Source organism: Paenibacillus etheri, assembly GCF_001012825.1.
Lineage (GTDB): Bacteria > Bacillota > Bacilli > Paenibacillales > Paenibacillaceae > Paenibacillus_AQ > Paenibacillus_AQ etheri.
Genome location: NZ_LCZJ02000033.1, coordinates 597,331 through 612,241 on the forward strand (window position 1 = coordinate 597,331; position 14,911 = coordinate 612,241).

Sequence of the window (14,911 nt, forward strand, 5' to 3'; positions counted from 1 at the left end):
CCATGACCACTCCCGATATCACACTTTGTATGATCGTTAAGAATGAGGCAAACCACCTGGAGAAATGCCTGTCCTCTGTGCAAGGAATCGTATCGGAAATCATCATTGTAGATACCGGGTCTGAGGATAATAGCAAAGACATAGCGCTTAAATTCGGTGCAAAGATCATCGAAATGCCTTGGGAGAATGATTTCTCGAAAGCGCGAAACCTAAGTCTGAAGCATGCAACTTCCCCCTGGATTCTGGTGCTGGATGCCGATGAGGCTGTAGACCATTGGGGGAAGGAGCAGCTCCAGCACCTGCTGGACGCAGCGCAAATTCACGGATATTGGTTGCCCATTATCCATTATATCGGTGATGCACCTGAAGCGGATTTTGTTACCGATCATGTCTGCCGCCTGTTCAGAAACGATAAAAGAATCATCTTCCGTGGGATCATTCATGAGGAGCCTGCCAGCAGCATATGGGAGCTTCCTTCGGGAGAAATCACTTACGCTGAATTGCGTATTTTTCACTACGGTTATTTAGAGAATGAATTGCAGCGCAAAAATAAATACCAGCGTAATTTAGCCCTCATAAACAATGGTCTGCAGCTTCAACCGAACCATCTAATCCTTCGTTATGCACTAGGGGTAGAGTATTATCAACAGGAACAATATCATGCAGCGGCAGATGAACTTCTTCCATTGCTCGCTGATGTTCCAACCCAATCCGGGTATGCCTCCGATATTTATCTTAAGACTGCCTACGCCTTACAACGATGTGGCCGGCAGCAGGAATCGGAGGAAGTCTTTCAAGCGGGGAGCTTATTGTTTCCCGATTTCACTGATTTATTAGAGGGCTATGCTGCTTTGTTACTCGAACAAGGACAGCTTAGCAAAGCTAGACACTTCTTGCATCAAGCGCTGAAGAGCGGGGCCAAAGCACGTCAATATTCTTCTTCTTCGGGAAGTGGAACGTATCGAACAGAACTACTAGCGGGCAGAGTGTGCGAGAAGTTATTTCTGTATTCAAACGCGCAGAAACACTACGAGGCTGCTATACAATTCAAACCAGATTATACGGATACATGGAGACAGCTTGTCCCGCTAAGTCTGCTATCTGGAGAGAGGTCAAGTCTGGGCGCATTGACCCGCTGCCATATCCACGCTCTCTCACCGATTACCTTAGGCTATCTTGTACCCGCAGCCCTCAATGCTCGTGATTTTGAATGGCTGTCCACCCTCTCTATTGCTTCGCAGCTACCGCTAGCCGTTCACACTATTGTGCAGGCTTTCCTTGCTTGTACTCAGCAGCAAGAGGGGGATCATACCCTCGCACCCCTTGAACAGCTGCTTCATGATTCATCTGTTCTTTCCGAACGTCCATCAATACTCGTTTATCTTTGGGCTTTGTCTTGCCGTGCTGGAGATACAGCGTCAGCCATGCAGTGGCTTGTCTCCATATTGCCATACAGACCGGGGATGTTATCGATTCATCATATTTTAACAGGTCTTTCTGGCATTAAGCCTGCTCTTCCTGATCTGAGCTATGCTGCGCAATTGCTGCTTCAGGTCGGTGCTTGGGATAGTGTATTAACGCTTTATCGACAATCAGAGGGTTCTTCATTCCAATGGTGCAAGCTGCCGCAGCCCTTATTCCATGGATTGCTTGAGGCTCCTATCCCGGTAAAGAAACAGTGGTGCTCCATCTATCTCAGTCACAACCTTCATTATAATACCTCGACGGACTGCGCCGAATGGCTATTATATGTGGCTATAGCTTGCTCCTGTGGGGAAACTCCAAAGATCGCTCTATCAGATGAAATGGCTTTGCGCAGGATCGGGGGAACTACTACTGCAGTGGGTCTCTCATACTACAAGCTCATGCTCGCGGCAAAAGCTTATCCCCATGGGATATCCTCAGGTCAAATCCCATGGGGGCTGCTCGTCAGATCTGCCAGTCAGACCTAAAATGACTGGCAGATTCAGATTTCAGAGCTCTTCCCTCCATTCGACCAAATGGGGCTGCTCATCTAGAATGGACTGGTACTGCTCCAGACTCCCCCAACGTCCCTCTGGATCAAGCTCCAGATAACGCGAATATTTACGATGAAGCTCTTCCGGCGAAACGGCCCATCCATAATGCTTCACTCGCAGTTCGGCAAGAAAGCCCGGCAATACAGAGTAAGAAAGCGGGAGCCTAGGAACATGATGATCCATTTTCGGGAAAAAATAATGAAAATTCGGCAAGTATCGGACTAGTGTACGAGTATACTTCGTATGGATATTCCAGTGTTCATCTTCACGATAATGGGTGGTGCCACCCCAAAAATCAAATAGCCGAAAAGATACCCAGTCATACACATCCTGATCAATCAGCCGTCTCATCTCCCGTTTAGCTGCCTCTTCATAGAACTCATCAGCGTCTACAGACAGGAGCCAATCAGGATTTGTAGACACCGCCAAATCCCATAACATCTGCCTTAGTTCCCACTCACGATTAAACAAGGAGGTCTCCAGTGTCACAAGCTTCGTAACCTTGGCAAAAGAACGACATAACTGTGCCGTATGATCTGTACTTCCATCATCTATAATCACAATATCATCCACGAACTCGCTTAGTTCTTCAAGCACCTGCTCCAAATATCTGCCAGCTTCATTTCGAACCTGCATCATAGCCGTCAAGCGGTTACCTGCTGTTTTGCGGAGAGGCCATCTATGACTACTCATGCCTCCACTCTCCTTTTCAATCGTCTTATAGCCTCTTCTAGATCCGCCATCTCTGATAAAAGCGGCCACGCCTGATTGTCTTGCCCTGCCGCATTTAAGAAGCTTCGTATAGCCTCATGTCTTCTGCCATGTAGCAAGTGTATTGTGCCTTCTATAACCCCATCAACACTGCCCTCTAGTTCTTGCTGAAGCTCTAGCGCTTTCTCCCATTGGAAGATCCGAATATAATTCTGAATCAACAACAGTTTCGCCTCTGAGGTAGTAAGAGAGCTTAGAATTCTTACTGCCGCAGCCTCATTCTCATTCAAGCGGAACAGCTCTGCTCGAACAAGTTCGTACTGCCCAGAGTGAAGCCAGCCCTGCAGCCTTTCCGCCTCCAGCTTCTCCTCAGCTGTAAACGCAGTAATCGTGTACTGTTGAACAGCTGTTTCCAAATCCCCAGTCTTAACCTCTATAGCCGAAAAAAAACGGAAATGTGAATGAAGACAATCTAAATATTCATACAGCACCATGAGCTCAAAGGATTGTGCCAGATAACGGTTTGCTGCGGGATCCCCCAACAAGTACAGATAGGAAGCTGCCAAGTAATGTACAACAGGTTGACTGGGCAGCTTAGCGCACATGGAAATGTAATAGTCCGCCCGCAGCTCAAGCTGTATAGTAACCCAATCAGCAGATGATCTCGTTGAATCCTGCCACAAGTTCAATATGGCCTTCCTCCACAGCACCTCATAATCCGTAAGAAAATACAGCCGATCTCCCTGAAAGGTAACTCCATAGGATTCCTGCTGATCCCCGCCGAGATAGATCACACCTTCCCTGCGTAAGCTCTGCTCTAGATATATCCGTTCGGATCGGGTGGCTGCAAGGTTAGCCTTTGCGCCAAGCAAACCGCTGTATTTATCCCATAACCACTTATCTTCTTCTTCCGGACAACGTTCTAACAGTGCTACTACATAGACTGCTTGCAAGGAGAGAACCTCTGAGAGCCAATAAGGAGATGAGACTAGTATCGTGTATTGCTTCATGTTCAGAGAATAAATATCTGCAGCCGCAACTGCCCTAACCTGACTGTTAGTCTGCTGCTCACGGGTCATTCGTCCAGTAAAGCAGACCTCTTCCCGGTCGGGAAGAAGCTCTAGCAATCTTTTATATTCGTAGTCCTCCCAAGAACCTCCGCTTAGAATTAAATATTTCATGGGTGTGCCTCCTTGGAATCGGACAAATCCCCAATATAGCCTATAACCAGAGAGGCTTTAGGGTGAAGCAGCAATTGACGGGAAGTAGACTTCCTATTGCTAATCATCCCAGGCACGATCCCTCCTTTGTAAGCAACACGTTCAAGAGGTAGAGTGACCGACCAATCTCCCTCTGCAAGTAAATGAACCCCCGCTTCCTCCATTTCAGTCGATAAACTTACAATCAGATCTGCGGAGCCTTGGGTTATGGCCTTCACCACCCGCTCAATATAACGTTTCTCATATAGGATAGAAGTGGACAAATACAGAATGATTTCACTCTCATATAATGCAGATGCGTTCTTTAACGCCCGTAACCATGCATCCTCACCACGAACCGTAATCACTACATCATGTTCGCTAACCGGAAACTCAGGAGCAGCGTCTACCAAAGTGTCTCTGATCCAAATCCAGCGAATATGCTTGTAGCTCTGCTGCTGTGCAGCTATCCATTGCTCTTTTAGCTCATCACAATACACAATGGCCGTTACCAAAGGAGAAGCTAAGGATATTCTGCCCAATGGTATAACCGGCTGAGGAAAATTTAAGGATTCAGTAGGCGGTACTAAATATCCTTCGTTCTCCAGCCCGCTTTCAAGTGCCCATTTCTTGTAGTAGGTCTGCCAGCCATCCGTCTGTCTGGATTCGCCCTTCATTCTCGGGTATCTATCCAGTGACTGAATAGCATGAACATACACAGCTTCACTCAGCGCCAGTTTCGCTCCAATCTGCCGCGCTCGGAGACACCAGTCAGCTATCATGAGATATCGCGCTTGAAGCGAAGCGTTAAAACCGCCAATTCGATGAATCAATTCTTTAGTAAACAGAAGACAAGATCCGGTTAGCACTTCCACCTCGCGCCATTCGCCTTGGTACCGCCCAAGGCTATAGCTTACATGCTCCGCTAATTCATGATGAGTTCCAAAGTGAAGCCGTTTCTTCCCTTCCCCCCTCTCGGTAGAAGAACGCGGGGCAACGACTTTAACAGAAGCATCATCAAAGGGAGTCCACATTAACTCGCATAACCAGCCAGGCGATACCATAATCGAATCTTCAAGCAGAACAGCAAAGCTGGTCTCGATATGGGCTAGAGCTAGATTGGGCATATATTCTTCCTTCTCATAGGGTAGGAAGATCACTGGCTCCTCCGGTGAGAACTGTCCTGCTAATACCTCCATGGGGAAATCGGGCGTCATTGAAACAGCAATAATGCGCACATCGGCTCCTGAGTGAAGTAGCAACAAGGGCAAACAGACCGTTGCACATTCCATACGGCTAAGCTCAACTACAATAGAAATCCCGTCATGACTAGGCAAGGGGAGAAGTCCGGCACGTTCAAGGAAACCATATCTTCCTGCCAAGCGTTCCAGATTCAGCGATTCATGTGACATCAGGACTCACGCTCCATTTATTTAAAGCTACTCTACCTATAGTCTATGAGGAGAGATGCCCGATATCCCTTAATTTCCTCCATTTACACCTTTGTCATCTTCTTCTGTATGAGCTTCACCTGTATTCGAAGAATTGGTTGCAGCTGGCGATGAATTGCTATCCTCTTTGCTATTTCCTGTGGTATCTTTGCTCTGATCTGATACTCCATTTTTATCTCCACTTACAGATGGTGCAGGAATAGCAATTCCAGGGGCACTGCTGCCATTAGCTCCGACAGGCTGACCCTGATTATCGTAGTAATACATAGGTACGTCTCCGACGACCATCAGATAAGACACAGGAATTTCCGTATCTACTACTTGGGGTTCCATGTCAAACGGAATAACCACCGCCACCTCCGTAACAATATGGATATAGACCTCAACTAAAATCATATTGATTCCAGCATTTTGCTGGCGGGTGCTGAGTTCAACCTTAACAGCACCTTGCGGTTCAATCTTGATCGGGATATCAGGCCCATAAGAGGCGATGAGAGGACTACCTAGTGCCTGACCGAGCGGAATATATTCTGTCTGATTATGCAAATCCTGCAGTGTAGTCTGGATTACCTCTGCTGCTTGTGAAGTAATCCGCATATGCTCCGCATAGTTCAGCATAAAGCCTGATATTTTCCCGTTCTTATCGGTCTTCCAATCAATCAGTTCCTCCGCATTTCCTCCATTCGCTACTTGTGAAGTAATTGCTTTATTTATCGACTCTGTTGCGATTTGCTTCACACGTATTTGTGCTAAATGCAAGATAGGTGGCTTCATGTGCAGCTCCACATATCGCAGTGCCTGCAATACAAGTACAATCAATACCAAGGATGCAATCAACCAAAATTTGCGCCGGCTTCTTGGCTTACGCGTGTTTCCACCGGAAACGCTCAACTTTCTCTCGGCCCTACTGGATAACCTCAAATGGCTCCTGCTTCTTTTGGCTTCAAACCGTGCACTTTGTGGTCTAGCCGCTGCCCTGCTAGGTTTTGACTTAAACGCGGAGCTTCTTCCTGAGAACCTCGGCATCCCGCCCCCATTTATTTTTGGCAGCCGAAGTTGACCTAGATCAGGTAATCTCAGCCCTCGGTTCCCCCATTTTTTTAATCTGCCCATTGCGATAGTCCCTCCCACCTTACGTAGAGGTCAAGCCACCTCCACTTAGTTTAAGGTATTCGGAAAGAAGGCAAAAAAGAAGAACGTTCCCTCCGGCGGATAATGCCAAAGAAACGTTCTTCATTCATTTGATGGTCAATTAATAATATAAAATCAGTGCATCCTACTCCGTTTATCTTCTTGTAAATGGTCCCAGTGCCGCCGTATAAAGATGCCGATTAGAATAGCGATAAACACGGCATACCAAGTAAGATAGCCATTCCATTCTTCTTTCGGGACAATTAGGGTTGAGCCGATCGTACCGAATAGCCAAATGTAAGACATATTCCCAAGCACTGTTCCCCAAATAAAAGATGATACTTTAATCGGTGAAACAGCGGACATAAAATTGATTACATTGTTCGGAATAATAGGAATCGTACGTAGAAGCACCAAAGTCCATATTCCATATCGATCCAAGTAACGCTGCCATTTGTCATACCGTTTCAGCTTGGACCTCCATTTTCGATCAAACCAATGGTACAGGTATCGCCGAATGAGGAAGTACATCAGTATTCCACCCAAATTACAAGCCAACCAACTGATTATCATCCCTCCAACAACGTTAAAGACAGACACATGGAGGACAATCAAAATTACGAAAGGAAAGAATCCTAATATACTCTGTAAAAGCGCCAATGGAATCGTTACAAATAAAATAGAGGGTCCCCTAAGGCCTAGCGTTTGCAGCAGCCAATCTATCCAGGTATTTATGGTCTCTGTCATGAAGCAGTCTCCTCTCTTGACTCCTTGCAGCAGCTGCCTCCTGATTTACTTCGCTAAAGCATAAGTGTAAGCATTAAAAATATAAGAAAAGTAAGATATTCCTTTTATTACTTTGCTTATATTCCCAAGAAAAACACCCCTTCCGGGGTGTTTTATTGAATGAGTTTGCTTATGAAGTGCATTTGTAATGAACAGTGGTTAGCGTACAAGTTACACTTTTGTAATCCATTGATTCTTCACATCATACCACAGAATTCTATCTACTTACAATTCCACACCTTGAATCCACGCATTCACTTTATCTGGATTGCTTTCTACCCAAGTCTTAGCAGCTTCTTCTGGTGACTTTCCACCTTGAACCTCAACCATGACTTTCGCCATATCTTCTGCTGTCCACTCGAATTGATCCAAGAATTTATAGACATTCGGCATGTCATCTTTCAGACCTTGGCGAACCATCGTATGGATTTGCTCATCCGCACCATATACACCTTTTGGATCTTCCAAATATTTCAGGTCCATATTTGCGAACATCCAGTGTGGTGTCCAGCCCGTTACAATGATAGGCTCGTTGTTGTCATAGGATTTTTGCAGTTCCTGAGCCATCGCTGCCGATGAACTTTCAAGAAGCGTATAATCGCTAAGACCATATTCCGCAATAGCCTTTTCGGTTGTCGTCATAATACCAGCACCCGGTTCAATCCCGATAATTCGATTGCTCAGTTTACCGGCCAGGTCACTGTTCTTCAAGTCTTCAATAGAATTAATATCCATGTACGCTGGAACGGCTAAACCCACTTTTGTTCCGTTCAAATTAGCACCTAAATCTTCGATCTTCGAACCATACTTCTCTAAATAAGCTGCATGAGTGCTCGGTAGCCAAGCAGCGACCATGGCATCCGCACTACCGTCAGCAATCCCTGCCCACATTGGGCCAGCATCTACCTGCAGCATTTCAACGTTAGCTCCGAGCTTAGTTTCAAGTACTTCTTTAACAACATAAGTACTTGCAATTTCAGAATCCCATGCCACATAAGCCAGTTTCACCTTCTCATTACTAGCTGATGAACATCCAGCAATAACAGTAATCATCATGATCACTAACAGGAACAAACCTATATTTTTTTTCTTCATATCTTTTAAAACCCCTATCTCTGTTTTGGCTTTAGTGCATTCTGTGTCAAACGGTCGAGTAGAATAGCAATAATAACGATAGCAATCCCCGCCTCGAACCCATCTCCTGTCTTAGCCTGCGATACCGCACGGTATACATAGGCACCTACACCTTGCGCACCAATCATAGATGAGATGACAACCATCGAGAGTGACAACATAATCGTCTGATTGACGCCTGCCATAATCGTTGGCAGCGCGATCGGCAGCTGCAATTTAACCAGTTTCTGAGTAGGTGTTGAACCGAAAGCATCAGCTGCTTCAACTAACTCCTCCGACACTTGACGAATACCTAGATTGGTCAAACGAATTGTCGGTGGTATCGCAAAGATGATTGATGCAATTACACCTGGGACTACGCCAAGTGAGAAAAAAGATACTGCTGGCAATAAATACACAAACGCCGGCATCGTCTGCATAAAGTCTAAAATAGGCGTAACTGTATTTCTAACCGCATTTCTCTGTGCACATAGAATACCAATCGGTACGCCGATCACTACAGCCAATATCGAGGCGGTTAGAACAAGGGCTAAGGACTGCATCGAGGGTCCCCATAATCCGAGATTATCAATTAAGAGCAGTCCAATTACTGCAAATAATGCCATGCGCCATTTTCCAATCCAATAAGACAACGCTGCAATAAGTACGATAAGCACTAATGCAGGCAGGAACGTGAGCGCACCTTCAATCGCAGAAACCATCCCACCGATAATCGTAGCGATAAAGTCGAACAAGGGGCCACAATACGTCGTTAGCCAGTTTTCCAACCACTCGAGTGCCTTTCCTAAAGGCAGTTTTGGAATGTCCATTAAGATCCTTCTCCTTCTGGTACCGCGTTACCCGCGAGTGCGGAAAGAACGGCTCCCTTAATCACAATACCCTTTAATTTATCCGCTTCATCTACGACAGCTACAGGCAAATGTGTCTCAGATATTAGTTCAAAGAAATCATTGAGCAGTGTTTCTGGATATACACGAGGGATCTCCCGTCGTGTAACCTCTAGGATGGATTTATTATCTTTTAGTGCCTGTGCTGCGTCCTCAGCTGTAATAACACCCAAAAGCTTATTTGCTTTGTCTACCACATACAGGCTGAATATGCCGCTATCACGCATCAATTGAAGTGCTACACGAGGTCCACGCTCAGGTCTAACCGTTTCCGGTTGCCGCATCACATGAGCGGCAGTCAGCACTTTGGACAAATCCACATCCTCCACGAACCGCTCTACATATTTATTGGCAGGTTGAATGAGAATCTCTTCCGGTGTACCAATCTGCACGATAACACCATCCTTCATCAGTGCAATCCGATCACCAATCCGCAGGGCTTCGTCTAGATCATGAGTGATGAACACAATCGTCTTCTTCACTCTGGACTGCAATTCCAGCAGCTCCTGCTGCATGTCTTTACGAATCAGCGGATCCAGTGCACTAAAGGCTTCATCCATGAGCAGGATATCAGGGTCATTAGCAAGCCCTCTTGCTAGTCCCACACGCTGCTGCATCCCTCCGCTGAGTTGATCCGGGCGATGGTTCTCCCAGCCCTTTAGACCAACTAGATGCAATGCCTCCATGGCCCGTTCAGTTCTCTTCTTTTTATCTACGCCCTGAACCTCAAGTCCGTATTCCGCATTCTCCAACACCGTCCGGTGTGGAAACAATGCGAACTTTTGGAACACCATGCCGATGTTCTTGCGCCGAAATTGCCGAAGCTCCTCCGGGTTCATTTTTACGACGTCTTTTCCTTTAAAAAGGACTTGTCCCCCTGTAGGCTCAATCAAACGGTTCAACAAACGAACCAACGTTGACTTACCGCTGCCAGACAATCCCATAATGACGAATATTTCTCCTTCTTCAATGCTGAATTCGGCTTTGTTGACTCCGACCGTCAACTTCAATTCCTGAGCAATCTTTTCCTTCGACATCCCTTGCTCTAATAATGGAATCGCGCGTCCCGCATCATGACCGAATACTTTGGTTAGTTGTTTCACCTCTATAATAGTCATGCCGTCCTCCTTCTCCCGAAGTTTCATCCGGGTTTAGTTCACTTATAGTAGTGTACCGGACTATTGAAAATTCATGCAAACACCATAATCGGATAAAATTTAGTGTACAGTTTTAACTTTACGTACTTTATGTATAGAATACTCTGTTTTACACCAAATTCCTTTCTTCATGATTTCTTTACTTCTTGAGGGGGATTTGATTACAATACATTGTATAAGGTTGCAGCAGTCTATCGACCTATTCCTCAGGAGGGACATCATGAACGATTTAGAAGGGTTAACGCCCGAACAAATAGATAAGATTAGTAAGGCCCGTGAACGCGTGATAGACTCTATCGGCAAAAATATGGACCTATATGGCATCACCTTATCTATTGGGCATTTATACGGTTATATGTATTTCAATCAAGGTCCAGTGACACTGGATGAACTTAGCAAAACAATGGGAATGAGCAAGACGTCCATGAGTACGGGAGTCCGTACCCTCCTAGATCTGAAAATGATCGATAAAGTTTGGGGGAGAGGGACTCGCAAAGACCTGTTCACCACTGTGCCTGACTGGCATCAGAACTTCAGTGATTACTTCTCTATTAAATGGAGAAAAGCCGTCGAAGGAAATATGATCTCACTAGCGAAATCACTTGCAGAAATTAACGATATGAAAAAAGAGTATAGTGACGATAGTAAACTTATGCAGCTCTTAAATACAGATGAAGAGAAGATTACCGAATCCATTAATTACTACCGCTGGTTGCTAAAATTAATAGAATCCTTTGAGAATGGTAAGATCTTCGAATTTATCCCTAAAGAAGAATCTTAATTCCAAGCAAAAAAACGACAGTGCTCCTTTAATAAGGAAAACACTGCCGTTTTTTTCGTTTAACCTTCGATCAAGCTTACATCATCCAAATAAATTGTACTGCCCGCGCTAATTTCACCATTCGTCTCCGTACTGTTCCCATCAATAAGTCCTAGCAAAAACACTAGATGAACAGCTGCGTCTGTCGCTCCGTTCATGGTAAATGTGTAGCTGAATTCCTTCATATTCTGGGTCAGAGCTACAAGCTCAGCTTCCATATATTTGGTGTAGTCCCCGCCTTTATGCTCCACAGCTACCTGAATATTACGGTTTACCGTAGAACGGGCCTTAAACTTCAAGGTATACGTCTTTCCCTGAACAAGCTTCAGGTTTTCGTAATCCACTTGTGCGCTGTAGGCAGCTTGCCCTGTGCCCGTCAGGTCTATCGCAAATTCCCCATCTTTTACAGCAGCAGATCCAGTTCCATCAAAATACTGGCTCCACCCTTTGGAATCCACATCAAATGTTCCATTATCCAGCGTGCCGCTTGGTGGCGTCACTGGCGGACCACCTTGTACCTCCCGGACCACAATATTATCAAAAGAAATCGTATGTGGCGTACTGTTAGCCGTAGGATCAGCGCCCAGCGTTTTGCCGATCAGATAATTCAGCTTCAGTGGATTGCTGTTCGACACCGTAAATTGCGCGCCATAAGTTGCCCAATCGGCAGTAATATCAAACTTAGCTTGAGCTGAGGCTGCAGAAGTTTTGGAGTATTCCAGGATGATTTGCCGCGGAACCGTTGATTTCGCCTTAAAGCTCACCTCATACGTTTTCCCGCCTTCCAGTGGGATACCCTCTTGGTAAAATTGTGTATGCCACACATCTCCTCCTGCCGATGTAATCAAGATTTCCGCCACACCATCCTTCACATCAAACGCAGAAACACCACCTTCTCCAGACCATGTAGACCAACCTTCCTTACCACTGCCGAACGACCCATTTATGGCAAGATTGTTATCGTTAGCAAGTATCGTCTGAAGCACAGACCCATTTGCGTAATGGTCAGCTTCTACAGTGATTGTATAGCTGCCCTCGGATGGAAATACTGCTGCATCGATTGTGATTTTTCCAGGTTCAATGGTGTATTGCTGGGTTTCAAGAGTTATACCATTAACCTTCACTGCAACGATTTTCTTTCTCCAATCCTCGTGGTCTATGAAGGTTAGCTCAATCGGCTGCGACACTCTATTATTGCTGCTATCGCTTAGTATTTCCTGCGGTTTGGCCGGTGCATTTTTAATTTCAAATTTCACATTATCGATGATAATATCATGGCTTTGGGCAATACTAACACCCTCCACTTTACCAAGCAGGAATTTTAGTGACAATGTGTCCTTGCTGCCTTGACGGAATTCGTATTTGTAATGATTAGTTGTTGGTGTAATCTCTACAATATTTGTGAACGAAGCCGGATAAGATGCATTTTCAACATTCACTCCGATTTTTCGGGCTATGGTTGAACTGGCATCAAACTCAAGCACATAATCTTTTCCACTTGCAACCTTCAAGTTATTTTGAAACAACATTACGGAATATGGCTGACTTCCCGTATTCGTAATATTAAACTTCGCTGTGCCATCTGCAGCGGTAGCACTGCTCTGTCCGCCTTGCTCCGTCAACAGCCAATCCCAGGCATGAAATTCAGAGTTGAATTCACCATTCACCAGCGGGTAGTAGACAAGTGATGGATCATAATAAAAGCTTGTGCGCAGCAACTTGAAGTTATCCAAGATGACTCTATCCGCAGCACCATTCATAAGCAATATGAATTGTCCTTCATAATCTGTTGTACCTGTAAGGTTAGTGAAGATAGCTTTTATTTCTTGCTCACCTTGGACTAAGTTAACCGATTGCTGCGCATATACGCTTCCGTCTTTCCCAAGTAGCTGAACTGTGGCTGTACGTGCAGAGGATACTGCAGCATTAAAGGTAAGCTCATAATCTTGGCCCTGTATGAGCTGAATCCCCTTCTGAAGCAATAGAACTTCGCCACTTTCGCTGCCGTTAATCTGCACATTCAGTTTGCCTTTGTCATCTACTTTAGCAGTGGCCGTTGCACCATTAGCTGTTTCTACATGCCAATAACTCATCCGATTCGGCTCACCAAGATCGAAAGTGCCATTGTACAAATGATTGCCGCTTCCGAGCGGTGCCTTCGGGCCATCATGATCGAACGGAATACTTTCTATCTCTTCGAGACGGACATTTCCAAACCAAACTGGTGAAGCATTAGTACCCATGTTGAACTCTATCCGTGCTGCAATATCAGAGTTCTCTTTCATTTGAAACATCGTTTCGTAATGGGTCATCTGGGAAGTCAGCTCTGCCTTAAGAGCTGGGGAATAAGCAGCAAAGCCACGTGATTCTCCCCCCGTTAATTTAACGCTAATATTACGTGATACGTCTGTTTTCGCATCGAAGTTGAGCTTATAGAATCTGCCTTTAGCAACGGATACGATCGCTTGAGGTTGAACGGAATAAGCATTGCCTCCAGCATTACTGATATTTACCTTTACGAAGTTTTGCCCCCCAATCGGTACAGTGGAGACTGTAGCATCAGTTCCTGGTTCTTTAAACAAAACCCAGTGTGAAGTATTCGGTATGCCCATTCCATCATCTCCCGGAACCTGCTCCGTGAAGTTGTTGTTATAGACAAGGTTTCCGTCAGGAAGTGCTAGCTTTGAGCCTTCCAAGTAAGGTTCCTTATCCAGCGTTACTGGCACCGGCTCACGATACTCACGGCCTGTCAGTTCATAAACTCTGACATAATCAACCTGCATCGATTTTGGAAACACGGTCTCTGGTGTTGGATCACCATCGAAGTTGCCACCAACAGCCAGATTTAACAGCAGGTGGAACTCCTGATTGAATGGTGCTGGATAAGCATTATTCGCAGGCTGGCCATTGCTGATGCTGTACCAGTCATTTTTAGTCAAGAACAGATTACCGTCTACATACCAGCGAATTTCACCTGGCTCCCACTCAATGGAATACGTATGGTACTGTTCAATCGAAGTGCCTTTCGGAAATACATACTCTTTGCCGGAATATACATTGTTTGGCCATTCGCCACCGTAGTGAATGGTACCTGCTACCGTATTAGGACGGCTGCCCCAGCCTTCCATAATATCAATCTCGCCGGAGGAAGCCCAATTCCCATACTCGTAGTTCTTCGGCAGCATCCAAATCGCTGGCCAGTACCCTTTTCCGGTAGGCGCTTTAGCCCGAATCTCAAATTTCCCATATTTCTTGCTGAACAGACCTTTCGTTTTAAGCCGCGAAGAAGTGTACTCCTTGCCACTTACTGCTTCTTTACGCGCAGTAATCACTAGATTGCCATCCTGTACCTTTGCGTTCTTCTCATCACTTGTATACCATTGCTTCTCGTTGTTGCCCCAACCTGGATTGTTAAATTGCGAACCATCACCAAGGTCATAGGTCCATTTCGTAGGATCAATGATCCCTTCATTGAATTCATCTCCCCAAACCAGCGTCCACGGATCATTGGTTGGTGTTGGTGTTGGTGTCGGTGTCGGTGTCGGTGTCGGTGTCGGTGTCGGTGTCGGTGTCGGTGTCGGTGTCGGTGTCGGTGTCGGTGTCGGTGTCGGTGTCGG

The 14,911-nt window shown here is 45.7% G+C and carries 11 protein-coding genes; 2 read left to right on the forward strand and 9 right to left on the reverse strand.

Annotated elements, in window-relative coordinates; translation table 11 throughout:
* Positions 1–2 precede the first annotated feature (2 nt).
* Complete coding sequence (locus UQ64_RS22110) at positions 3–1,952, forward strand: glycosyltransferase (protein WP_060625598.1); 1,950 nt, start codon at positions 3–5, stop codon at positions 1,950–1,952.
* Between the two features lie 21 nt (positions 1,953–1,973).
* Here UQ64_RS22110 and UQ64_RS22115 read toward each other — a convergent pair whose 3' ends face one another.
* From UQ64_RS22115 to UQ64_RS22150, 8 genes are all read right to left on the reverse strand, one after another.
* Positions 1,974–2,711, reverse strand: coding sequence for a glycosyltransferase (locus UQ64_RS22115; protein ID WP_060625599.1), 738 nt, complete (start codon positions 2,709–2,711; stop codon positions 1,974–1,976).
* Positions 2,708–3,910 (reverse strand): hypothetical protein, encoded by a 1,203-nt coding sequence (locus UQ64_RS22120; RefSeq protein ID WP_060625600.1) that lies wholly within the window; start codon positions 3,908–3,910, stop codon positions 2,708–2,710. Before UQ64_RS22120 ends, UQ64_RS22115 begins: the two co-directional genes overlap by 4 nt.
* On the reverse strand, positions 3,907–5,340 hold the full coding sequence (locus UQ64_RS22125) for a glycosyltransferase family protein (protein ID WP_060625601.1): 1,434 nt from the start codon (positions 5,338–5,340) through the stop codon (positions 3,907–3,909). Before UQ64_RS22125 ends, UQ64_RS22120 begins: the two co-directional genes overlap by 4 nt.
* A gap of 69 nt (positions 5,341–5,409) precedes the next feature.
* Complete coding sequence (yunB, locus tag UQ64_RS22130) at positions 5,410–6,492, reverse strand: sporulation protein YunB (RefSeq protein ID WP_425339610.1); 1,083 nt, start codon at positions 6,490–6,492, stop codon at positions 5,410–5,412.
* Positions 6,493–6,645: 153 nt separating this feature from the next.
* Positions 6,646–7,257, reverse strand: a complete 612-nt coding sequence (locus UQ64_RS22135) for a TVP38/TMEM64 family protein (RefSeq protein ID WP_060625603.1) — start codon at positions 7,255–7,257, stop codon at positions 6,646–6,648.
* 264 nt (positions 7,258–7,521) lie between these two features.
* Complete coding sequence (locus UQ64_RS22140) at positions 7,522–8,391, reverse strand: glycine betaine ABC transporter substrate-binding protein (RefSeq protein WP_060625604.1); 870 nt, start codon at positions 8,389–8,391, stop codon at positions 7,522–7,524.
* Positions 8,392–8,405: 14 nt separating this feature from the next.
* Complete coding sequence (locus UQ64_RS22145; RefSeq protein ID WP_042191673.1) at positions 8,406–9,239, reverse strand: ABC transporter permease; 834 nt, start codon at positions 9,237–9,239, stop codon at positions 8,406–8,408.
* Entirely contained in the window at positions 9,239–10,435 is a 1,197-nt protein-coding gene (locus tag UQ64_RS22150; protein ID WP_060625605.1) for a quaternary amine ABC transporter ATP-binding protein, read from the reverse strand. The genes UQ64_RS22145 and UQ64_RS22150 overlap by 1 nt, the downstream gene beginning before the upstream one ends.
* A gap of 259 nt (positions 10,436–10,694) precedes the next feature.
* Here UQ64_RS22150 and UQ64_RS22155 point away from each other — a divergent pair, with 259 nt between their 5' ends.
* Entirely contained in the window at positions 10,695–11,255 is a 561-nt protein-coding gene (locus UQ64_RS22155; RefSeq protein ID WP_060625606.1) for a GbsR/MarR family transcriptional regulator, read from the forward strand.
* Positions 11,256–11,314: 59 nt separating this feature from the next.
* Here the strand turns inward: UQ64_RS22155 and UQ64_RS22160 are convergent.
* Positions 11,315–14,911: carbohydrate binding domain-containing protein (locus UQ64_RS22160; RefSeq protein ID WP_060625607.1), on the reverse strand; the 3,597-nt coding region annotated here is incomplete at its 5' end.